The sequence below is a fragment of the Pseudomonas sp. NPDC086581 genome (assembly GCF_044746165.1).
Classification (GTDB): domain Bacteria; phylum Pseudomonadota; class Gammaproteobacteria; order Pseudomonadales; family Pseudomonadaceae; genus Pseudomonas.
On sequence record NZ_JBIVBR010000019.1, the window covers coordinates 1 to 22234 of the forward strand.

Genomic DNA, 22234 nt, shown 5'->3' on the forward strand with positions numbered 1-22234 from the left:
GCCGAGCAGACCATCAGTGGCAAGGCCACCGGTGACTTCAAGGCCGGTGACAAGGTGACCTTCACCCTCAACGGCACTGCCTACAGCGCCGACGTCGCGGCCGACGGCACCTGGAGTGTCAAGGTGGCCGGTGCCGACCTGGCCAAGGGCAGCAGCATCAACGCCACCCTGGTAGCCCACGATGGTGCGGGTAATGCCACCGAGGTACTCAGCAACCGTCCGTACAGTGTCGACCTGGCTGCACCGGTCGTGACCCTGACCATCAACGCCGTGGCCGGTGACGACATCGTCAACAGCGAAGAGTCCAAGGTTCAACAGACCATCAGCGGCAAGGCCGGTGGCGAGTTCAAGGCCGGTGATCTGGTCAGCCTCGAGCTCAACGGCACCACCTACAGCGCTGCTGTAGATGCTGCAGGTAACTGGAGCGTCGAGGTAGCCGGTTCCGACCTGGCCAAGGCCACCGGCATCCACGCCACCCTGGTGGCTCACGATGCAGCGGGCAACGCGAGCAGCATCGAAGCCGATCGCAGCTTCACTGTGGACGTCACTGCACCGGTCGCCACCCTGAGCGTCAACGTGATCGCCGGTGATGACATCGTCAACGCCGCGGAAGCCGCGACCAACCAGACCGTCAGCGGCAAGGCCGGTGGCGAGTTCAAGGCTGGCGACCTGGTGACCTTCAGCCTCAATGGCACTGCCTACAGTGCCCAGGTAGCGGCCGATGGATCCTGGAGCGTGCAGGTATCGGGCACCGACCTGGCCAAGGGCAGCAGCATCGACGCCACCCTGGTGGCCCATGATGCGGCCGGCAACCAGAGCAGTGTCACGGCCAACCGTCCTTACACCGTCGACGTGACGGCGCCGGACGCAACCACCACCCAACTGACCATCGACACCGTGGCCGGCGACAACATCGTCAACCAGGCCGAATCGCAGGTGCAGCAGACCATCAGCGGCAAGGCGAGCGGTGAGTTCCAGGTCGGTGACGTGGTGAGCTTCAAGCTCAACGGCACCACCTACAGCGCTGCAGTTGCAGCCGATGGCAAGTGGAGCGTGCAGGTATCCGGCGCCGACCTGGCCAAGGCCACCAGCATCGACGCTACCCTGGTGGCCCATGATGCGGCTGGCAACACCGGCCTGATCACCGCCAACCATGGCTACACCGTCGATGTCACCGCGCCGGCAAAACCGACCATCGACACGATCTATGACGAGGAGAGCAAACAGTCAGTACTGCCAGGCTCCAACTCCGAAGACAACACACCTGTAATCACTGGCAGCGCCGAAGCCGGTAGTACTGTCATCATCAAGAATGGCGGCAAGGTCATCGGCAGCACCACCGCCGACAATAATGGCAAGTGGGAATTCACCCCCCAGACCCCATTGGACGAAGGCGCTCATGAGTTGACCGTGGAGGCAGTGGACAAGGTCGGCAACACCAGCCTGCCGTCTGCCCCCTTCAATTTCGGCGTGGTGCCCGGCGGTGACGATCAACCGGCAATGCTTAGCGGAGGCTCGGCGGTCTTCAACTACACCGTGGTGCTCGATACCTCCGGCAGCATGAATGGCACAGGAATAGCGGCTGCCAAGCATGCGCTGCTTTCCATGATGAGCACTGTCCTCTATTACGGCGGCACAGCGACCTTTGATCTGATTACCTTCGCAACGAGCACGAAATCTCACGGTAGTTTCACCTTCGCCAAAGCCACCGATGCGGATTACTCCCGGCTGGTGGATGTGATTAATTCTCTGGTTGCAACTGGAGGAACAAACTATGTGGAGGCGTTGAGTACGGCATCTCAGAGAATAGATTCCGAAATGTCTGCCGGTATTGTGGAGAACAAACAGGTATTCTTTTTATCTGATGGAGATTCGTTACCTGTTCCGACTGCCAGTCAGTATGCTTCATGGCAAAGTTTGATGGCCAATCCGCCAGGGGGGAATATGCCAATTCCAGTCACGACCATCGGACTGGGCAGCGGTATTAGAGATTCTGAGCTGTCAAAGATCACAACCAGCCAGACCATTATGTCGCCATCAATCGATGATCTGGCCGGCATTATGCTGAACAACCTCTTCGTTGACTCTTCCTCGGGCAATCTGCTGTCCAACGACGCCAAGATCATCAAGGATGGTAAGGAAGTCATCGCTCAGGTGGAGCACGATGGAGCGATCTACCGGATCACCGGTGGCAAGCTGGAGGTACAGAATCCTAGCGCCAAGGTAACGGCCAGCTACGACGATCTTACTGGACGCTTGGTGCTGGATACCGAAATGGGTGTATTGACCCTGTATACGAAAGCTAACGCCAACTATGTAGCGGGCGACTATCTCTATCAATTGCGTCCTTCTACTGAGCTGAACGCAAATATTGGCGATATTGCTCATTGGGATTATCGCTACACCGCCATGGATAGCCAGGGGCATAGTCAGTCGGCGACGTTGCAAGTTTCGGCTGAACTCGGCCAAACCATTTCCGAGGCGATCGAAATCCTGTCGGTAAGTGGTGGGGACAGCGAGTTCGGCGCTGCTGGCGGGGCCGGGCGCTATATAACCGGCAGTGTGGCCCAGGCCATTGCCTCGGGAAACTTCCTGGAAGTCTCGGTGGATAAAGGCAAAACCTGGAGCCAAGTGAGTGCCACAGATGGTAAGAGTTGGGCCTTTGTGGACAAATCCAGTCACACCGCTGACTGGACAATTCAGGCCCGTATCTCTGACGGTAAAGGCAACTCGGCTTATTTGACCGAGCAAGAGGTAACTTGGGCCGCCCCAGCCAAAGCGCCGACCATTCTGGGCATTCCGAAGGCTGACGACGGTTTGCTAAGTGCAACCGAGGCCAATACTGGCGTGGAAATGACGGTGTCACTGGCCAACACTGGCGCCAAGGCGGGGGATATTGTCCATGTCCAGTGGGGAATCGCACTCTTCGACCAGACGTTAACTGCTCTGGACATCGATTCGGGGCAGGTCGTTGTGAATGTGCCCAAAGCCGTCACCAACAGCGGCACTACCTCACAAGGCGTGTTGTATGACTTCGACGTCGCGGTGAGTATTGTCTCCAATGGCGTGGCGGGAGAAAGCTCCTTGGCTTACCACGTGATAGGGGGTGGCTTCTCCACGAAAGCCATCAGTGACTCTCTCTCCAGCGCGTCTTCGACAGTGGTCGACAACACCTACACCGGCGAAGGCTTCAAAGTCACCACCAGCGGTGCATCGCTGGAGAAGACTGCTCAGATCACCAACCAGAAATATGCAGGTTTGACTGTGAGCGATGCGGCCATGGCAGACATGCTGTTCACCTTGGACAAGCCTGCGACCCGCATTGGGTTCACGCTGTCCGGTTTGGAGAGCGGAGCGGAGATCATCGTTTATGGCACTAACGGAAATGAGATCCATCGCGAGACAGTTAGCGGTACTTCCTCCGGCTACCAATACAAGGCATTCAGCTACCAGGCAGTGGCTGGTATCGAAGTAAGCAGCTTCAAGGTTATTTCCGGTAGCGATAGCCTGACCATGAGTAGCTATACGGAAACCCAGGCGCTGCACGTAACCGATACTCGTGAGCTGAAGATCGATGACCTGTCAGATAGCTACTACGGTACCTCCTCGTACGATGTGGTGAGCCTGAAGTACAGCGCAGCGGGCTTCCTTGCGAGCACCAGTAACAAGGGCTTCCATGGCGGAGATGGCGTGGATATCTTGAAACTGGAAGGTGGCAGCCATGTCTTCAACCTGAACCTGGCGACCTCTGCGGGCAAGCTGACGGGTTTCGAGGTCTTGGATATCACTGGTTTCCTGGCCACGGGGGGGACAACTTCCGGTGCCAACACCCTCACGCTGTCGGTCAAGGATGTACTGGAGAATGGTCAGGTGGACCTGTTCCAAGCTTCGGGTAAACACACCGTGCAGATGATGGTAAAGGGCGATGCCAACGACACCGTGAATCTCGATGACCTGCTGGGTGCCACCGGGCCTGACTATGGCGACTGGGCCCTAACCGGCCAGACCTCCGTCGACAATCAGTCCTATAACACCTACCACCACAGCGGGCTGGATGCGGAGTTGCTGATCCAGAGTGCGGTGAAGGTCAATCTCATCTGATGCAGGTGTCTGTGTTCGGCCCTGCCGGGCCGAACACACTTCTCCCTCGATTTAGTCATTTCAGGATGGAGCCTCTCCGCGTGCCGGCGAGGTTCTGGAGTTATTTTCATGAGCATTTTCCCTTCCTGGCCTTTGCATAATGTCGTCTGCCTCAGCGCCTTAGTACTGGCTATCGGCTTTGCTGGCGAAGTTGAGGCTGGTATCGACACTTCGATTTACGGCGACTCCCATCAGAAGGTGGAGTCCGTCTCGGTCGCCCAGGCCCAGATCGTAATGTTCCGTGGTAACGATGGCGGCAAGCAGGCGGCTCACGTCTACATCGACGGCGAGTTGCAGAGTGCCCTGATGCCCGGTGGTTACACCGTGTTCTGCACCCCCGCGGGCGAGCACTCGGTGGAGTCGTACATCGGTGACGCACCGCTGTATACCGGCAAGCGCAATCCGCAGAGCTACGCCAAGCTGGCCGGCGGCCAGACCTACGTGCTGGAAGCACCGGTCGGCATTGGCCAGAAGACGCCCATCGTACACACCGGCAAGCAGGCTGAACGCAGCCTCCAGGGTATGCGCCGACAGATCCATGTACTCAGCCGCGCCAGTGCCGTGGTGCCCTGCCAGACGGAAACCCGCCTGAGCCTACGCAGTGATGTGCTGTTCGCCTTCGGCAAGGGCTCGTACCACGACTTGACCGCAGAAGGCCGGAGCCAACTGAGCCAGGTCGTGCAGGAGATCAGGCAGGATCTGAACAAGGTCCAGGGCGTGGAAATCGTCGGCCATGCCGACCCCATCGGCACTGCGGCAGCCAACCAGCGCCTGTCCCTTCAACGCGCCGAGTCGATCCGCCGGGTGCTGCTGGAAGCGGGCATTCAAAGCGATCAGCTCACGGCCACTGGGCGTGGCAGCCTCGAGCCGGTGGTGCAGTGCAACAGCGGTTCGCGCAGCGCACAGATCGCCTGCAACGCGCCCAACCGCCGCGTCGAGCTGGTGATTCGCGGCGCTCAAGTATCGCTGTAAATCCAGGCGTAATGAGTCCCGAAGCGCCTTGCGGCGCTTCGGGCCTAAAATCGGAATCGGCGGAGAAGCCCACCTCGGGGTTCACGACTGCTTCGTCGATTCCGGACCTGCCTCGCGCATATCTTCTCTTGCCGAACGCTGATTGCTTGCTGACCTGGCCCTCTGCCCCCCAATTAGCCAGTGCGTCGAAAACAGCTCCCGCCGGTAACCTGCGCAAGCTGATCGGCCGCTTGCAACGGATGCAGTTCCAGCAACTGAGGCGCCGGACTCATCGCGTAACGACGCCTCATAACCAAGTCCACTCCTGCCAGCGTCGATCCTCGCCCATGGCTCAATTCTCGCCATCAAGGCCTGTCCACAGCTGTCCGATTGTCTGTGGTCAAAGCGAAGGAAATTAGTTCCAGTACGAGCGCAATGGCATGCCATGGGCTAAAAAAAAATAGTCATCCTGAGAGAAGCCCCCATGAGCAGAATTTTAATCGTCGATGAGCAACCTTTGACGCGGGAAGCATTGCGGCTCCTGTTGGAGAATGACCGGCACGAGGTGGTCGGCGAGGCGGACAACGGCCCCAGCGCGTTGCAGCAGGCCCGTGACTGCAACCCGGATATCATGATCCTCGACTTGTCAATTCCACGCCTGGGAGGGCTGGAGGTCGTTCAACGCCTAGCCACTCAAGAGTCGCGCGTGAAAACGTTGGTGCTGACCTCACAGGATTCGGAGTACTTCGCGGGGCGTTGCGTTTCAGCCGGTGCAACGGGTTTCGTCAGCAAGCAGGCTGATCCTCAGGAAGTTCTATTGGCCGTTCGGGCAATCACCAAAGGGTTGAGCTACTTCCCTTCCAGTCGAATGGGAACGGTAAACGTCGCAGATAAAGCAGTGCTCAATAAGCTTTCCGTTAGGGAGCTTAGTGTCCTGCAATTGCTAGCTAAGGGAATGAGCAATATCGCTATCGCCGATCAACTTGCCATAAGTGATAAGACTGTAAGTACCTATAAAGTCAGACTGATGGAGAAAATGCGGGCGAAATCCCTGGTGGAATTGATAGATATTTCCCGAAGACATGGCTTAGTCGAAGGTGATAGCGGAAAAGCGGAAAGCCCGCAATTGAGTGAGGACCAGCTAGAGGAGCTTGAGCTTCTAAGGCGCACTATGGATGAACTGCCGCATCCCATTACTATTAGGGCTCTTGATACCCGCATTCTGTACTGTAATAAGGCGACATTAGAACTGCTCGGAGTTTCTGAGGAGGAAATTATCGGAAAACGAGTAGGCGAGTTGGCAGAGTTTGCTGATCCCAACGAGGCTGAATTGCTTAGGGAAGATTTAGCTTCCGCCATCCAAGCGGGGGAACCCTATCAGGCGGACGTGGAAGTGCAATTGAAAATAGGTCGCCTAGTACTCCGGCATTGGGGGCGACCTTATCGGGATAAGAGGGGCGTCCTGATAGGAGCAATCTGTGGGTCAGTCAATGTCACGGACCAGGATGATGTGGTGCGAGATCTGCGGAACGCTAATGCTCGTATCGAAGTGATCAGCCACGGAAAGACTGAGTACCTTAGGGGGATCGCAGAGGAAATTCAGGGGCCACTGCAGAAAATCATAGCGATGATAAATCTCAGACTGGGAAAGGACGAGTCAGATGTACGTGATAAGCCGCTGGTCGTCGCTCGCTCAGTATCCTTTAACCTTCTTAGTATATTGGATGAGGTTAAGCTTCTCTGTCGAGTAAAGGCAGGCCGCATACGGCTTGTGAAAGAAAAGGCTGATCTGCGGGAGTTGGTGAATAACCAGTTGGATAACTTCAGAAGTCAAGCCCAAGCTAAAGGGTTGGAGCTTTCATCTGATTTTAACTTGGCGCTTCAGCCAAAAGTCTGGTGTGACGCGCTTCGTCTACAGCAAATACTGCAATTGCTCTTGGATAATGCAATAAAATATACTGAAGAAGGGGTTGTGCTGGTCCGACTCAGTGCACGAGGGCAAGGTCAGGGGATGGTTGAAGTAATAATGGACGTTGAAGATACAGGAGTTGGAATTCTTGAGCCTGACCAGATCGGTCTTTTTGAACCTTTCTCATATGATCTCGATGGTATGCGTGTAGGGCAGGGGAGATCCAGTCTGGGTTTGGCTATATGTAAAAGTTTGGTGACTTTGATGGGCGGAGATATATCTGCAAAAAGTCGTGTAGGTGTGGGGACGGAAATTCAATTTAAATTATCTCTGCCGGATGCAAGAGGGTGAATGGGGTTGAATATTTTTAGCAGGATGAAGAGTTAAGTAAAATTTTGTAGATGTTTTGAAGGTGTGGCTTTGCTTTTTCAAAGCCACATTTTAACCTGCGCGATTTGGAATGTGGTATTACTGCTCCATATTTTCCTTTGCATGGGTTTTAAGATAGTTGACTGCTTCATCCATTTCTTTAAAAGCCATTCCTGCCGGCCACTCGTTACCCAGTGGTGTAGCTAACCATGGAAGTTCACTCTTGATTTGAATTACCTCGCCAATAGACACCCCGCCTTGGCTGAGGATAGTTACTCTTGTGAGCTCTTTGTTTTTCTCTACTACAGCCCAAGATCTCAATCGTTCGGCCTGCTTGGAACTGATTAATCCATTTCTTTCGGCGCGATTTATCGATGGGATGTCAAGTCGCTTTTTAAGATGGTAGTAGAATCTACGACTATTTTGTTTAGGTTTTCCGTGCATAAGGTGGTGCCGCAATGTACTTGTTCAGCAAGATGTTGGGCGTGCCTGAATATCCAGCGGCCTAGCCTATATGCCAGCATATTTACAGGATCCCAGTTCTATACTTGGTTATGTCAGATAAAACTCTCTTGAAATCAATTGAGCTACACCTTTAATAGTTTTCTCTATATAGTGGCGATAGAAATATGAGCCAAGTCGAGCCGTGCAAGCGATTGCCAGCGAAAATTTAAGATTGAATTGTTATCAATGTTGATATGAGAATTTTTAGATGGGTTTGACGAGAGAGAGCAAGCTGGCCTGAGTAACACCGAGCGCTTCCAGTCCGATAGCGGCCCAGAAAATCCAGATTGCAGCGTCGCCAGAGACTGAGGCGAAGTATGTTCTGCGCAGGAGGCAGGTAGCTGTATGGTATTGGGGGGAGGATATAAAATTGGGAGGCTGTAATACTCTAGGTTCGCCCGAGTGTGGGCAGCCCATTGATCTTGGGTAGAGTTATATGCGCTAGGTGAAATTGGAGCGGTGACCAGTGCTTTGCCGGGCAGAGGTACTGCGCCAGGCATCCCGGTGTAAAATTCATTCAAGGTATAGTTGGGGCTTACATTATTTAAATCTGTAAGCTGAGCAATTGCTGCGACTGCTGTTGCAGTCGATGCAATTATGGCAAAGTGCTGCAGATAGGATGGAGCTTCGCGTAACGGATTGCTTGTAGTCAAGTTAATGTCTCGGTCGGCGGGCCTTGCGGCCGGTTGACACCTCACGCAATGCATTTTAAGTATCCGGCGATGGCATCTCTTTCAGATTATTCCTCGTTAATTTTTATTTTTTAAAAATATGAATTGTTTCATGTTTTCGAAAGAGACAGGGGCTGAGCCTGGTGGCAGGTAATTACAGAGACGTCAGGTGGAACTATGTGGCTGTCGATATCTATCTGTTGCTTGGTAGGTGTCTCGATTTATTGTCGGTAAATTCCTATGCCGAGGTGGGATTATTCGTGCAAGCCTAGTGTGTGAGTTCGCGTATGGTTTTTCCCCACTACTGAGAAACGGGCGAAAAATATAGATGCGAAAGGAACAATCTTCAGCGAATTCTGTGTTCGGGGATACGAAATTGCCGTCTTGGCAAGCCCATACCGTCTGGCGATGGAGCGAGCTTCCGGTTTGTCTAACTGCCGGTTGGCTTGTGGCTTTGATCGCGTGGTTGGGACTTGCGGTGCTCATCGCCATGTCTGTGCCCCTGGATGACGCACGAGCGGAATCCATTCCTGCAATAGCTGTGTTTTTGCATCAAGTTTCACCTTGGGTCTATTTGGGGCTGCTAGCTTCAGCCGTCGGCTGGTTGCAATTGCATCTGAAGGTGGCTGCGGCGGGCGTACTTGCGTTTTGTGTGGGGGTGCTGACTGGTGCCCTCATCACCCCTGTTCTATGGATAGAATTCAATAGGGAACCGTTCTGCTGCCTGCTTTGAAAGCGCGAACTCGTCGGTCGCTGGAAATGCCGAGAAGCATTCCCGACTTCTTATTGGTCCTGAATAGATCGTCCCCGTGATTGTCATGTCCAGCACTTGGCTGCGTATCACCGATCAATTCTTTCGCCAACTGGGCATGGTGGTGCTGATCTTTGCGCTGCCCATATCGCCGATCACCCTGATGATTGACTTGCTCCTGGCTGTGAGACGTCGCAGAGCAGTCAGCGGCGACGCCGGAATGTGCCATCGCCCACTTTCAGTTCGTGTGGGCCTGGGCACGGTCTGTGCGGCAGGCACCACCGGAGCGAGTAGCGCCACATCAGTGGCGCTGCGCGCTTGGTTATGATGCCCCCTTAAACCGCTTGCTCATGGCTGGCCAGGATCGCTGGGAGCCAGCTGGTCCCTTCTGCCAGGCGGCCAGACTCGCTGGCCAAGTCACCCTTTTTCAGCGTCGACAGACGCGTGACATCTGTCGGAGAGACTGTCTGCATTGCCTCCAGGGAAAGCCCCTTCGGCACCTGGGAGAAATAGCTCTCAGCAGTCGGTTTCCACCAGTTCCGCATATCTAGCCCCAGGGTGCGGGCCAGCTCATCGGCTGCACTGTCGCCCTTGGTGCCTTTGTCACTCACCACGTCGACACCCGTTCCGACACAGACGGCGAACAGTGCAGCCAAATCCTCCAGCGACAGCTCCAGCAGCGCCGCATAAAGCTCCTTCGGATTGGATGGCAGGCGTTCGCGCCAGTGCTGGATCAGCTCGGCCATCGCCTCCAGGGCAACGCCGCCTTTCAGGTCGTCCGCCAGATCAGTCAGGCCGCCCCGAGAGGTCAGGCTGACGCCAATCGGCATCTTGAAATTGAAGTAGTACTCGTCGTGGATCACCCGCATGGCCATGCCATGCACGGCTGTGGCCAACGCCACTTTAGGATTGCGGGCTAGCTCGACATGCAGTGCAGCAGTCTTGTGTGCGGTCAACTGACGCCCCGTGCGGTCCGATAGTTTCCCGGCCGGCTCTGGTTCCTGACTATTGCCATCGTCTGATCCAGAATTCTGTTCCACGTCGTCCTCGGTCTCGACCTCGATCAGATCTTCCGGCTTCACCAACCCCCGGTTAACGGTTACCTCCCCAGTACGGTGGACGCATACAACACACCTAGCGCGAGCCATATCGTCAGGTGCATACGCACGGGTCAGGCTGCGTTCCAAGGTATCCAACGCGGCGCGTGATTCGTCGGCCTGAGCGTCGCAATCATCTGCCTTTTCCCACTCTTCGGCCTCGTAGAAGGCCTCTCTTTCTGCATCAAGCGACTCGATGTCAGCCTGTAGCTGAGCCATGTGGCTCAGCTGCTGGGCGCTAAGATAGGCGTCCGCGCAAGGGCGAGGCTTGCCGGGTGTAGCCCAACGACGGTGATGAAGATCCGAGATCGTTTGATTTAGTAGCTACACTGGAGGCAAGTATGAGGGAACACTCCGTAACAGCGGAGCCTACGTTTGCGTTTGCAGCTGACTCAGATATCGCGGAGTTCGGGTATCTCCCGAAAGCGATCTGCACCGGCCTAGGCCCGAGCTCACCGGCAAGGCACATGATAAACGGACCCATCAGCAAAAAATGGGAGATGCCGATCCGTGTCCGAAAGGGGCGCTGACGTGCCTTACGATCAGCCCACGTGATCGGCGTAATGCTCCAGGTTTACGAAGTACTCTTCAGAGTTTTCGTAAAAAATTACTCAATGCCCGCCATAGCTTGAGTCCTACTGGCTTTCAATTGCGCTATACCATTACTCCATCTGTGTTGACACGCCAGCAGGAATCCATCGCGCTCTTTTCTGCTTTCACCATGCTTTGATACTTCGCTGGCTAGTAAGCGGGGCAGTAGCTCAAGGCTTGCCTCCACTTCTGTTACGGGGAGCGAGGGAGGGTTTAACCAGCGGAGTAAAGGCTCGACTTGGGTGACTTCCAGCTGATTTAGAGTGGGGAAAAACTCATTCAGCACCTGGCTGCGAATGCCACTGGTGATAGCCTGCATACGGTTCAAACTTCCGGATTGCTGCTGATTGTGCACTCTATAATTTAGTAGAACTTGAGGGAGGTTTGCGAATTTTCCTCCATGGCACATAGCGTTTACAAAGAAACCGTAGTCTGCTGCACCCTTCTGATTGGGGTTGAAGTGGAGGGAGTGCTCCTCGATAAAGGATTTTCGGATCATTACGGTTGGGTTGAAGAGATTTTGCGAGGCTGGGAGAAAGTTGGCCTTGATGTCCTGGTCTTGTTGTGGGGCCCCCGTGGGCCCGTTGTCGGTGCCAAATACCAGCATTTGGCCGCTGACCATGCATATTTCGGGATTATTTTTAAGGAAGTTGGCTTGCCAGCCTAATCTTTGTGGCTTTGAAATGTCGTCCTGGTCGGCGTGGGCAATATAGTCGCCTTGAGCTAGTCGATGTCCCAGGTTGGTCGATGAAGCAGTTCCCATGTTTGTAGGGTTTTCGACATAGCGAATACGTTTATCTCGAGCTTGATATTGCTGGCAGATGTCCGAACTGTTGTCTGTGGAACAGTCATTTATCAATAGGATCTCAAAATCCTTAAAGTTTTGTGCTAGCAACGAGTCCAAGCATTCACCTAGATAGGCTGATCCGTTGTACACGGGAAGTATGATGCTAACTTTGGGCATGAAATTATCCTCTGGTACGGTGTTTTAAGGGCGGCAGAAGTTAATCTGCCGCAAGGGGCGTCAACTCCATGCCGCGGCGATTACGCCTGAAAGCGCTTGCTGGTAGTTAGAGGGTAGAGTTGTCTGGCCAAGTGCCGGTGGGGAAAATGCAGCCATTGCATTTACCAATTGATCAACCTTGTTGTAAGTCAGGATCTTGCCGTCGCTGGTTTGGAATTCCTCAATGTAGCACCCGGACATATTGGTCTGCGGACTGCTATACCATGACTCGATAGAAATCTTGTTGTTTGTGCCAATTATTCCTACTGACAATACTCCGCGATCGGCTTGTTTGCTGAACCAAAGCTGATTTGAGTTAATGTCTGGCCCGAACTTCAGTACGTCGATGTCGGTTTTGGCTGCTGCGATACTACTTGATGCCTCTCGGATCAGGTCTGCGCCGTCGCCTTTGTTGAATATGTAAGTGTCGCTGCCGGTTCCACCCTCCAGAATGTCATCGCCTTTTCCGCCGATGATAGTGCTATTTCCGCGTCCCAGGGATATGTAGTTGGAAAGGTTGTTGCCCGTGATACTTATGTTGCTTCCGAGGCTTGGTGACAGGAGGTTCTCGACGTTGTCTGCTAATGTATAGGATGTAATGCTGTCTGAGCCAATTTGAATTGAATCTATTCCTTCATCCTGATATTCAATAATTGTAGCGGATGCGTCAAATATCAAATATTTATCATTTCCAGTTCCGCCAAATAGATAATCGCCTCCAATATCACCAGCTAAAATGTCATTTCCTTCGCCGCCAAAAAGGAGATCGCGCCCTCCGAATCCTTGTAAAATGTCATTGCCTGCGCCTCCTGTCAGTACATTTTCAGAATCATTGCCAAGAATAGTGTTGTTTAGGCTATTGCCAGTCCCATTAATCGCTGAGCTACCGATAAGAGTGAGGTTCTCAATATTGGCGCCTAAGGTGTAATTAACGCTGGAAATAACTGTGTCTAGGCCTTCGTCTCTGTTTTCAATAACTATGTCGTCGGGGTTGTCTACATAGTATGTATCATCGCCTGCTCCGCCAGTCATAGTGTCGGCGCCGGCTCCACCATCGAGAATGTTGCTGGCGGAATTTCCGATCAGTGTGTCATTGTGGGACGAGCCAGTTGCGTTTTCTATGATCGTGTTGTGGGCAATAGTCAAACAGTCGCGAACATATGCTTGTCCATTCCAGAACTCCTTACCGATTTGCGACCAGCTACCGGAGTTGAGGTTGAGCAGGACGCCCTTGGTCTGGTTGCTGGCGTCCAGGGTGTCAATGCCGCCGCCGTCGTAAATGGTTTCAAATACTGAGGTATTGGCTGTCCAACTATAAATATTGTTTCCCGACTGATAGCTGGTGTTAACGCCGTAAAGGAATTGAATGGCTGCAACGTCGTTGAGCATCAGGGAGGTCGGGAAGAAATGAGTTTGATATGTCAGTGCAGGGTCTCCTGCATAGTCTCGGTAGCTCATTACGCTATACCTGAGCTGGTCCTCATCGTACGAGACCGGCGTTATGCTCTGGTGAGGATGCCCGAGCCCAAGGGAGTGGCCTAGTTCATGTAGGAATGTGCTATATCCATAAGTACCTGGGGTGGGGGCTGTGAAAAAGCTGTCATACTTTTCACCTGTCCAAATATCACCGCCAGCGCTGGTGCTATCTGGTCTGGATCCAAAGGCAGTTGGTATGATTGGGTCTGTACTGCGGGCCCAACGAATATCGCCAGCGCTAGTCGGTCTATCCTCAACTTCGGTGAAGTTTATTTGAGATATATTGGCATAGGCTTGCATGACTTGGCGAGCCGCAATAATTTGTCGATCAGTTAAGTATCTGTCCGGCATTAAAGTCCCATTATAAACTGAGTTCGGAGATGAAAAGCTATAAGTTAGATTGACGCTTTGATGCAGTTCTGTACCCCACTTTGAAGCCAGGCCATTCGGGCCAAAAATTAGACTGTCAGTCCCTGTAGCTCCGCTTTTATGAGTTATGTCAAAGCGCAATACATTGCTGCGACTGCCTGTAATTCCGTTTCCACCGCCATAAATTATTCCGCTCTCCCATCTGATGCTGGGTAACGTGTTTTTGCTAGTGTCGTCATTAGAAAATTCTACTTGATGGGTTTTGGTCATTATTAACTTCCTTGCTTGTTGTATTTAATTTATTGATAAGTTATGGCGGTCTTATTTGGCTAATTGCTTCGTCGATCCTGCTCTAAATCACCTCTCGCTCAGGCTTTCATTCACATGTTTTTTTAACGGACTTAGGAAGTAATCGATCACTCTCTGTTGATCTGTCTTGATTTCCGCACGCACGGTCATGCCCGGAGTCAGCGGCATGTTCAGGTTCCCCACCCGCAGGTGGTTTTGTTGCAATTCGATACGCAGGTCATAGAGCGGGCCGCGCTTTTCGTCGTCGACGGCGTCGTCCGAGAGGCTCAGGACCTTGCCGTTGAGCACGCCGTACTTGGTGAAGTTGAAGGTGTCTACCTTCACCGTGACGTCCTGGCCGGGGCGGACGAAGCCGACGTCCTTGTTCTCTAACTGCGCGATGACTTCCAAGGGCTGGTCGCTGGGCACGATCACCATCAACGGCTGGGCCTCGGTGGTGACGCCGCCGACGGTGTGGATGGCCAGTTGCTGGACGCTGCCATCCACCGGGGCAGTGAGGCGGGTGAGGCTGTCGCGGTGTTCGGCCTTGTGCAGTTCCTGTTGCTGCGCGGCGATCTTCTGTTCGGATTGTTGGCGCAGGTCGAGCATTTCCCGGCGGGTCTGGGCGAGGAGGGTGGCGCGGCGTTCTTCGACTTCGCGGCGCGAGGCGCTCAGTTCCTGGATGCGGCTCAGGCGTTCGCCGAGTTCACGTTCCTGGGCAAGCTGTTCCTGTTGTTTGCCCAGGTGGTGGTGCTTGGGCACCAGGCCTTTTTCGGCCAGGCGGGCATAGTCGGCGGTGATGCGGTGGGTGATGGGCAGACTCTCTTCGAGCTTGCGCGCGGATTGTTCGGCGGAGCGGATTTCGACGGTGCGTTGGGCGATCAGGGCGTCGCTTTGCGACAGGCTGCTGCGCAGTTCCTCGAACTGACCTTGCAACCACTGATCAGCAGCGCGTTGTTGTGCCGGAGGCGCTTGAGGCAGATAGGGCGCCACGCCGCCTGGCGGCTTTTGCTGGTCGATGGCATCGAGCAGGGCCTGGGCGCGGGCCGCATCGATCTGGGCGGCGAGCAGATCGCTTTTCAGGCGCTCGACGTCAGCGCCGGTCTGCGCGGAATCCAGTTCCACCAGCAGGTCGCCCGTTTTCACGACTTGTCCATCACGCACATGTATGGCTTTCACCACGGCCACTTCATGGGACTGGATCACCTTGCTGTGCCCGCTGGGTACGATGCGTCCGCTGGCGGTGGCCACCACATCCACTTGCCCCAGGCAGGCCCAGGCCAAGGTCAGGGCAGCGAAGGCCATGATGATCCACTGCAGATAGCGTGGCGCGGGATGCGGTGGTGCTTCCTGCAGGGCCAGCGCGGCTGGCAGGAACTGCACTTCGTGGGGGTGGCGTGGCGGTGGGATGAGGCTCTTGCGCCGCTGCCAGGCATGGCGCCAAGCCTGTGAATAACGCCCCGCTAGTTGACGGCGCGGGCTTGTCGAATGGCTCATGATGGTTGTCCCTGTCCGTCATTGGTGCTGCAGGTGGTAGAGGTGGGAATACAGGCCCTTGGGCTGCGCCAGCAGTTCGGCATGGCTGCCCTGCTCGACGATCTGCCCGCGGTCTAGCACCAGGATGCGATTGGCCTGGCGCACGGCGGAAAGACGGTGGGCGATGATGATCACGCTGCGGCCCTGGCAGATGCGCTGCATGTTCTGCTGCACGATGCGTTCGGACTCATAGTCCAGTGCGCTGGTGGCTTCGTCGAAGATCAGGATGCGCGGGTTGCCCAGCAACGCGCGGGCAATCGCGATGCGCTGGCGCTGGCCGCCGGACAACGACGCGCCGTGTTCGCCGACCATCGTGTCGTAGCCCTCGGGCAACTCCAGGATGAAGTCGTGGGCACCGGCCAGGGACGCCGCCTGCATCACCGCATTCAGCGGTGCGCCCGGATCGGCCAGGGCGATGTTTTCGCGGATGCTGCGGTTGAACAGCATGTTCTCCTGCAACACCACGCCGATCTGCCGACGCAGGGACGACACCTCCGCCAGCGCCAGGTCCATGCCATCCACCAGCACCCGGCCCCGATCGGGCACATACAGGCGCTGCAAAAGGCGCGTCAGCGTGCTCTTGCCGGAACCTGAGCGGCCTACGATGCCGATGACTTCACCCGGCTGAATGGTGACACTGACGCCCCGCAGCACTTCCGAGCCGTCACTGCGGTAGCGGAAATGCACCTGGTCGAACTCGATGCGGCCACTCACCGGCGGCAAGGAACCGCGCTGGCCTGTTCCTGCCTCGCTACGGGTATTGAGAATGTCGCCCAGGCGCTGCATGGAAACGCCGGTCTGCTGAAAGTTCGGCCACAGCTGCGCCAAGCGCATGATCGGCTGCGCCACGCGCCCGGCCAGCATGTTGAAGGCGATCAACTGGCCAAGGGACAACTCCCCTTCCATCACCAACCGCGCGCCCAGCCACAGGGTCAGTACCGTGACCAGCTTGCCGATTAATCCGACCCCTTCGTTGGCTAGCGCCGACAACACCTGGGTGCGAAAACTGGCGGCTACATAGGCGGCCAACTGGTTGTCCCAGCGCCGCGCCGATTGCGGCTCCACCGCCAGCGCCTTGAGCGTGTCGATCCCGTTGAGCGACTCCACCAGGAAGGCCTGGTTCTCCGCCCCGCGGTTGAAACTCTCCTGCAACCGAGCGCGCAGCGGCGGCGTGATGAACAGCGACAGCAGGGCATACAACGGCAGCGAGAGAATCACGATCAGACTCAGCCAACCGCTGTAAAACAGTATCACCGCGATGAACACCACACAGAACAGCAGGTCCAGCATCAGCGTGATGGCATTGCCGGTGAGGAAGTTGCGAATGTTCTCCAGCTCGCGCACCCGCGCCACCGAATCGCCTACGCGGCGCGCGTGGAAGTAGGCCAGGGGCAGGGCGATCAAATGCCGATACAGCCGCGAGCCCAACTCCACATCGATGCGACTCGCCGTGTGGGCAAACACGTAGGTGCGCAGCCCACTGAGCAGACTCTCGAACAGCATGATCGCCAACAGGCCGATGCACAGCACGTTGAGCGTCGACAGGCTGCGGTGCACCAGCACCTTGTCCATCACCACCTGGAAGAACAGCGGCGTCAGCAACGCAAAAATCTGCAGGCAGAACGATGCCAGCAGCACTTCGCCGAGCAGCTTGCGGTACTTGACGATGGCCGGGATGAACCAGGTGAAGTCGAAACGCGCCAGGTCGCCGGCAATGGAGGCCTGCGAGCGCAAGAGGATCAGCCGGCCATTCCACTGGCCTGCCAGTTCGTCCAGGGACAACGTCTGCGGGCGCGGCGCACCGGGCACCTGGATCAGGGCCTGCCCCTGATCCACGCGGGCAAGAATGTAAAAGCCTCCGTCGGACGTCTCTGCAATGGCTGGCAGCGGGGTTTGCGCCAAGCGCTCCGGGCGGGTGTGTACGGCCTTGGTCAGCAGTCCCAGCTTGCGGGCGGCGAGCAACAGTTGATCGCGATTGAAAAGCTCGGAGCTATCCGCGAACTCGTGGCGCAATTGCTCGCCGCTGGCAGCGATGCCGTGAAAGCGCGCCAGGGTCACCAGGCATTCGAGTCCGCTATCGATTGAGGGTTGGGGGGCTTCCTGTCGCGGTGGGGCGTTCACGCTTTACTTCCAATCCGTGGAAGCGCTCAGATAGCGCTGCCTAGGGTCGAAAGTTAATTCCGTTCAGATTCTATTCAGCAATGCCGTGGTGGCGAGATTGCTCTAAATCGGATGTTTCAGATGGGATCGTACGGTCAAGTCAGCGTTAGGCTCAGGAATATTCGCTATCTATTTAAGTAGGAATGACCCGCGTAGCGGAAAATAAGCAGCCGCTGGTTAAATCCTTCCCTGGGAGTGGAAACGGTTTAGACGTCTGACATCAGTCATTCCTTTCGGCTTCATCAGTTTTATCTGATGGGGGCGCCGGTCCTGGAGAAATAGAGTGCCCGCCATCCGAGAACGCACGAGGCGCAGCGGCAATGAAACCCAGGATTCCCCGTCAGGCCGGTGGCCGCCATCTGAACCAGCTCAATACGGCACTGACTGCGCTGGGGGAAAAGGCCAGCGCGGCCGCTGCTCGCGGCGATTACCAGACGGCGCTGCAATGTGCGCAGCAGGCCCTGCGCATGGCGCCGCAGCATGCGGTGCTGTGGTCGGACGCAGCGGTTTACGCCATCAAGCTCGAACGCTGGGACGACGCTATCCAGTACGCCAATCGTGCGCTGAAGGCCAAGGGCGATAGCCTTGCGATCTTCGACGCCCTGGCCCACGCCTGGGGCCTCAAGGGGAATGCCGAGGAGGTTCGCCGTTGGGGGATGGCCGCGCTGAATGCGCGCGAACAAAAGTTCGGCACGCTGCCGGCGCTGCCTCATGAGGTATCGCGCACCTCCCTGCCGCCGCCTTCGGCACAGACCCGCGAGAACAACCTGATTGCCTTCTCCCTGTTCGGCGCCAATCCCAAGTACTGCGAGACGGCGGTGCTCAACGTGCTGGAACAGCCGGCGGTGTATCCACACTGGCGCTGCGTGTTCTTTGTCGATGGCAGCGTGCCGGCCGATGTCGTCGAGCGGCTGCGTGACGGCGGGCGGGTGATCGAGGTGACCGAGCCGGCATTGCTCGGCGCTCCGGGTCCGATGTGGCGCTTCCTTGCCTACGACCTGCCGGACGTGCACCGGGTCATCTTCCGTGACGCCGACTCGGTGATCAGCCAGCGCGAAGCCGAGGCGGTGCAGGAGTGGATCGACAGTGGCGAGCGCTTCCACCTGATGCGGGACTATGCGACCCATACCGAGCTGATGCTCGCCGGGCTCTGGGGCGTTTGTGCCGGCGCGCTGCCGCCGATGCGTGCGCTGATGGATAGCTTCCTGGCGCAGCCGGTGTCCTCGCAGCATTTCGCCGACCAGTACTTCCTGCGCTCCTGGGTCTGGCCCTATGCGCGGCAGAGCCTGCTGCAGCACGACTCGCAATTCGGCTTCCTGGAGGCGCGGCCTTTCCCTGGCGGTGCGGTGGCTTCTGCCGCCCATGTCGGCGCGGCAGAAGGGGCTACCTATTTCAGCCTGCCGATCGACGCTGCCGATGGCGCTCCGGTGCTCTGGGGGCTGCACCAGAAGGATGCTCCGGAACGGGAAATCTGCCGCTACGAAGGCGCCGTGCGCGAGGGCTCGCTCTCGGCGCACCTGCCGGCGCGCTATGGGCGCGCCATCCAGGCCGGTGAGTTGGCTATCCGTTACCAGTTGCTTTGAAGCGTTCGCGCAGGCATACCGAGCAGGACAGCTGTTGCTCTCCGTTGCGACAGGTTCCGCTGCCTTCGCAGTGGGCACATAGTCACAAATTCGACTTGATGTCATGCATCGTCATTTTTCTTCTCTCACTACGAGTTAGGGAATGCGAATCCCCTGCGCATTCAGCGTCGGCGTATCCATGCGCCCGTTGATCGCTAAGCCGCTGTTCATCTGGAAGGACAGCAGCGCGCCGCGCGTCGTCTTGCCCAAGATCTCGTCGATTGATCCTTCGTAGTATTTGCGCACCATCAGAGCGGTCTGCATGCGAATCACAAGCTTGGAAAGCTCGCCTGCTGCTGGGTATGGCGGACCTGTATTGGTCGAGGTGTCCGTACTGGGGCGACCGGAGAGTTGCTGAAGCTGTTCCCTGATCGCCTGATAATGCTGGTGCCTCCGCTATCACTCGAACTGCTCGGGGCTGTATGAGCCAGATATTAGAAATGGCCGTTCACTTTATTGCTTGGGCAGTCGGAGCGGGGGGGAGGGATGATTTTGGCTCGAAAATTTGGCGAGTATAAGGCGTCGAGAAGCTTGATTTACCAGTTGATCACGTTAACTGGCCGGGTCATTGGAGCAACTGCTGCAAATGCCAAGATTGGGATTCAGCTTTGGTAGTCAATGTGTTTCACTGCTAATTTCTATGGATAGCGGGACAAACGGTTAACCTTCTGAAAAAGCTGCCTTTTTTGATGTCCATATCCCTGGATGCTTTGGGGTAAGCACTGCTTCAAGATCGAGCTGCTGAGCCCGCAGCGCAAGGACTGATCGCGAAACGTCCTTGAAGAAACCCCGCCAATCCGGTGGGGTTTTTTCTTTTGAGGCGGTCATCAGAAAGTCATCGCAGCGTTCATACTCAAGGGGCATCGACGTCGGACGCGTCGATTGCGGAAGCAGTTTCCGCCATTCGCTTGTCACAGTCAGAAGGAGCGCGCTGCGGGCCGGAGAATCCCCGCCGCGACGCCCCCGGCAATGACGGCCGAATGGACGGCCGCATCGATTTATCGGAAAGCCGCGCGCTCAGGCGCCCGGCTTCCATCGTCAAGGAATACAGCATGTCCCCAAGACCGGTAAACAATGCCTCGGTCAGCCCCAAGGGCAGCCTCGAAACCCTCTCCCAACGTGAAGTCCACCAGCTCAGCGAAGCGGGCTCGGGCAGTACCTACAAGCTCTTTCGCCAGTGTGCCCTGGCCATCCTCAACACCGGCACACAGATCGATAACGCCAAGCACATCCTCGACGCCTACCGCGACTTCGAACTGGAAATCCACCAGCAGGACCGCGGCGTGCGCCTGGAGCTGTTCAATGCGCCAGCCGACGCCTTCGTTGACGGCGAGATGATCGCCAGCACTCGTGAGATGCTCTTCAGTGCCCTGCGCGACATCGTCTACACCCAGAACGCCCTGAACAGCCGGCGCTTCGGCCTGGACAGCTCCGCCGGCATCACCGATTACGTCTTCCACCTCCTGCGCAACGCCCGTGCCCTGCACGCCGGCGTGGAACCGAAGATCGTCGTGTGCTGGGGCGGCCACTCCATCAGCACCAACGAGTACAAGTACACCAAGAAGGTCGGCCATGAGCTGGGCCTGCGCAGCCTCGACGTCTGCACCGGTTGTGGCCCGGGCGTGATGAAAGGCCCGATGAAGGGTGCCACCATCGGCCATGCCAAGCAGCGCATCACCGATGGCCGCTACCTGGGCCTGACTGAGCCGGGAATCATTGCCGCCGAGGCGCCGAACCCGATCGTCAACGAACTGGTGATCCTGCCGGACATTGAGAAGCGCCTGGAGGCTTTCGTCCGTGTCGGCCACGGCATCATCGTGTTCCCTGGCGGCGTCGGCACGGCGGAGGAGTTCCTCTACCTGCTGGGCATCCTCATGCACCCGGACAACCAGGACATGCCGTTCCCCCTGGTGCTCACCGGCCCGCGCAGTGCGGCGGCCTATATCGAACAGCTGCACGCCTTCGTCGGCGCGACCCTGGGCGAGGCGGCGCAGAAGCGCTACCGCATCATCATCGACGACCCGGCGGAGGTGGCGCGAGAGATGAGCACCGGCCTGAAGCAGGTCAAGCAGTTCCGCCGCGAGCGCAACGACGCTTACCACTTCAACTGGCTGCTGAAGATTGACGAAGGCTTCCAGCGCCCGTTCGAGCCGACCCACGAGAACATGGCCGGCCTGGACCTGGGCCGCGACGTGCCGCCCCACGAGTTGGCGGCGAACTTGCGCCGGGCGTTCTCCGGCATAGTCGCCGGCAACGTGAAGGACCGCGGCATCCGCATGATCGAGGAGTTCGGCCCGTACGAGATCCATGGTGACGCGGCCATCATGGAGCCGCTGGATGCACTGCTGCAGGCCTTCGTCGAGCAGCACCGCATGAAGTTGCCGGGCGGGGCGGCGTATGAGCCTTGCTACCGGGTGGTGCAGCGCGCTGGTGTAGCGGTGTGATCGTGTAGGAGCGAGGGGGACGCCATCGTTATTGCTCGCAAACAGAGACTCCCGACGACTCTGTGGCTGGGCGGTTCGCGAGCAAGCTCGCTCCTACGAAAAACCAAAAACAAAAAGCCCCGCCAGGATGCGGGGCTTTTTCATGAAGGTACTTCGCTTAGGAGAAGGCTTACAGATCGAAATCGTAGTCGGACAGTTGGCGCTGCAGGCGACGCTCTTCCAGATAGTTGTCGATGATGCGGCGCTTGGTCAGGTTGGTCTTGGCGACCTCTACTGTGGCTTCGGCGCTGTCATCGCTGTCGTCTGTGCTGACATCGTCCTCGAGTTCGAGGTCTTCTTTGTCGTTTGCCATT

At 56.6% G+C, this 22234-nt stretch carries 15 protein-coding genes and 1 pseudogene; 8 read left to right on the top strand and 8 right to left on the bottom strand.

Features of this window, described 5'->3' with window-relative positions; genetic code table 11:
• The first annotated feature begins 12 nt into the window (after positions 1 to 12).
• The 4 genes and pseudogenes from ACIPK7_RS27560 to ACIPK7_RS27575 all read left to right on the top strand — a co-directional run bounded on the left by ACIPK7_RS27560 (position 13) and on the right by ACIPK7_RS27575 (position 7351).
• A complete protein-coding gene (locus ACIPK7_RS27560; RefSeq protein WP_401091523.1) occupies positions 13 to 4101 on the top strand; it encodes an Ig-like domain-containing protein in 4089 nt (1362 codons plus the stop codon).
• 108 nt (positions 4102 to 4209) lie between these two features.
• Entirely contained in the window at positions 4210 to 5112 is a 903-nt protein-coding gene (locus ACIPK7_RS27565) for an OmpA family protein (protein ID WP_401091435.1), read from the top strand.
• Between the two features lie 463 nt (positions 5113 to 5575).
• Positions 5576 to 6184, top strand: a pseudogene (locus ACIPK7_RS27570) (response regulator); the annotation flags it as partial.
• Positions 6161 to 7351 carry a PAS domain-containing sensor histidine kinase gene (locus tag ACIPK7_RS27575; RefSeq protein WP_401091524.1) on the top strand — a complete coding sequence of 397 codons (1191 nt, stop codon included), beginning with the start codon at positions 6161 to 6163 and terminating at the stop codon, positions 7349 to 7351. The pseudogene ACIPK7_RS27570 and the gene ACIPK7_RS27575, both read left to right, overlap by 24 nt.
• Positions 7352 to 7468: 117 nt before the next feature.
• Here ACIPK7_RS27575 and ACIPK7_RS27580 read toward each other — a convergent pair whose 3' ends face one another.
• Complete coding sequence (locus tag ACIPK7_RS27580) at positions 7469 to 7813, bottom strand: hypothetical protein (RefSeq protein WP_192436279.1); 345 nt, start codon at positions 7811 to 7813, stop codon at positions 7469 to 7471.
• Between the two features lie 1059 nt (positions 7814 to 8872).
• Between ACIPK7_RS27580 and ACIPK7_RS27585 the strand changes: the two genes are divergently transcribed.
• Together ACIPK7_RS27585 and ACIPK7_RS27590 are read left to right on the top strand one after the other, a co-directional pair.
• Entirely contained in the window at positions 8873 to 9277 is a 405-nt protein-coding gene (locus ACIPK7_RS27585) for a hypothetical protein (protein ID WP_401091437.1), read from the top strand.
• 85 nt (positions 9278 to 9362) lie between these two features.
• Positions 9363 to 9623, top strand: coding sequence for a hypothetical protein (locus tag ACIPK7_RS27590; RefSeq protein WP_401091439.1), 261 nt, complete (start codon positions 9363 to 9365; stop codon positions 9621 to 9623).
• A gap of 7 nt (positions 9624 to 9630) precedes the next feature.
• Here ACIPK7_RS27590 and ACIPK7_RS27595 read toward each other — a convergent pair whose 3' ends face one another.
• The 5 genes from ACIPK7_RS27595 to ACIPK7_RS27615 form a co-directional block, all read right to left on the bottom strand.
• Positions 9631 to 10611, bottom strand: coding sequence for a hypothetical protein (locus ACIPK7_RS27595; protein WP_401091441.1), 981 nt, complete (start codon positions 10609 to 10611; stop codon positions 9631 to 9633).
• A 388-nt stretch (positions 10612 to 10999) separates the two neighbouring features.
• Positions 11000 to 11947 carry a glycosyltransferase family 2 protein gene (locus ACIPK7_RS27600; protein ID WP_401091443.1) on the bottom strand — a complete coding sequence of 316 codons (948 nt, stop codon included), beginning with the start codon at positions 11945 to 11947 and terminating at the stop codon, positions 11000 to 11002.
• A 60-nt stretch (positions 11948 to 12007) separates the two neighbouring features.
• Complete coding sequence (locus ACIPK7_RS27605; RefSeq protein ID WP_401091445.1) at positions 12008 to 14101, bottom strand: M10 family metallopeptidase; 2094 nt, start codon at positions 14099 to 14101, stop codon at positions 12008 to 12010.
• 87 nt (positions 14102 to 14188) lie between these two features.
• Positions 14189 to 15616, bottom strand: a complete 1428-nt coding sequence (locus ACIPK7_RS27610; RefSeq protein ID WP_401091447.1) for an HlyD family type I secretion periplasmic adaptor subunit — start codon at positions 15614 to 15616, stop codon at positions 14189 to 14191.
• 18 nt (positions 15617 to 15634) lie between these two features.
• Positions 15635 to 17776 carry a type I secretion system permease/ATPase gene (locus tag ACIPK7_RS27615; RefSeq protein WP_401091449.1) on the bottom strand — a complete coding sequence of 714 codons (2142 nt, stop codon included), beginning with the start codon at positions 17774 to 17776 and terminating at the stop codon, positions 15635 to 15637.
• 359 nt (positions 17777 to 18135) lie between these two features.
• On the opposite strand from ACIPK7_RS27615, the gene ACIPK7_RS27620 reads away from it, so the two are divergent.
• Positions 18136 to 19398: a tetratricopeptide repeat protein gene (locus tag ACIPK7_RS27620; RefSeq protein ID WP_401091451.1), complete on the top strand. Its 1263-nt coding sequence runs from the start codon at positions 18136 to 18138 to the stop codon at positions 19396 to 19398.
• A gap of 135 nt (positions 19399 to 19533) precedes the next feature.
• Here the strand turns inward: ACIPK7_RS27620 and ACIPK7_RS27625 are convergent, their stop codons facing one another.
• The gene (locus ACIPK7_RS27625) at positions 19534 to 19701 is read right to left on the bottom strand and encodes a peptidoglycan-binding domain-containing protein (RefSeq protein ID WP_192436110.1); all 168 of its coding nucleotides are present in this window, start codon (positions 19699 to 19701) and stop codon (positions 19534 to 19536) included.
• A 788-nt stretch (positions 19702 to 20489) separates the two neighbouring features.
• On the opposite strand from ACIPK7_RS27625, the gene ppnN reads away from it, so the two are divergent.
• The gene (gene ppnN / locus ACIPK7_RS27630) at positions 20490 to 21881 is read left to right on the top strand and encodes a nucleotide 5'-monophosphate nucleosidase PpnN (RefSeq protein WP_192436109.1); all 1392 of its coding nucleotides are present in this window, start codon (positions 20490 to 20492) and stop codon (positions 21879 to 21881) included.
• Positions 21882 to 22050: 169 nt separating this feature from the next.
• Here the strand turns inward: ppnN and ACIPK7_RS27635 are convergent, their stop codons facing one another.
• Positions 22051 to 22233: a PA3496 family putative envelope integrity protein gene (locus ACIPK7_RS27635; protein WP_192436108.1), complete on the bottom strand. Its 183-nt coding sequence runs from the start codon at positions 22231 to 22233 to the stop codon at positions 22051 to 22053.
• Between the last annotated feature and the right edge of the window lies 1 nt (position 22234).

Bases quoted from the DNA above. Each gene is read 5' to 3' on its own strand.
- ACIPK7_RS27620 (WP_401091451.1), top strand. From the start codon at position 18,136: ATGAAACCCAGGATTCCCCGTCAGGCCGGTGGCCGCCATCTGAACCAG.
- ACIPK7_RS27585 (WP_401091437.1), top strand. From the start codon at position 8,873: ATGCGAAAGGAACAATCTTCAGCGAATTCTGTGTTCGGGGATACGAAA.
- ACIPK7_RS27565 (WP_401091435.1), top strand. From the start codon at position 4,210: ATGAGCATTTTCCCTTCCTGGCCTTTGCATAATGTCGTCTGCCTCAGC.
- ACIPK7_RS27610 (WP_401091447.1), bottom strand. From the start codon at position 15,616: ATGAGCCATTCGACAAGCCCGCGCCGTCAACTAGCGGGGCGTTATTCA.
- ppnN (WP_192436109.1), top strand. From the start codon at position 20,490: ATGTCCCCAAGACCGGTAAACAATGCCTCGGTCAGCCCCAAGGGCAGC.
- ACIPK7_RS27600 (WP_401091443.1), bottom strand. From the start codon at position 11,947: ATGCCCAAAGTTAGCATCATACTTCCCGTGTACAACGGATCAGCCTAT.
- ACIPK7_RS27595 (WP_401091441.1), bottom strand. From the start codon at position 10,611: ATGGCTCAGCTACAGGCTGACATCGAGTCGCTTGATGCAGAAAGAGAG.
- ACIPK7_RS27625 (WP_192436110.1), bottom strand. From the start codon at position 19,701: ATGCAGACCGCTCTGATGGTGCGCAAATACTACGAAGGATCAATCGAC.
- ACIPK7_RS27605 (WP_401091445.1), bottom strand. From the start codon at position 14,101: ATGACCAAAACCCATCAAGTAGAATTTTCTAATGACGACACTAGCAAA.
- ACIPK7_RS27580 (WP_192436279.1), bottom strand. From the start codon at position 7,813: ATGCACGGAAAACCTAAACAAAATAGTCGTAGATTCTACTACCATCTT.
- ACIPK7_RS27635 (WP_192436108.1), bottom strand. From the start codon at position 22,233: ATGGCAAACGACAAAGAAGACCTCGAACTCGAGGACGATGTCAGCACA.
- ACIPK7_RS27590 (WP_401091439.1), top strand. From the start codon at position 9,363: ATGTCCAGCACTTGGCTGCGTATCACCGATCAATTCTTTCGCCAACTG.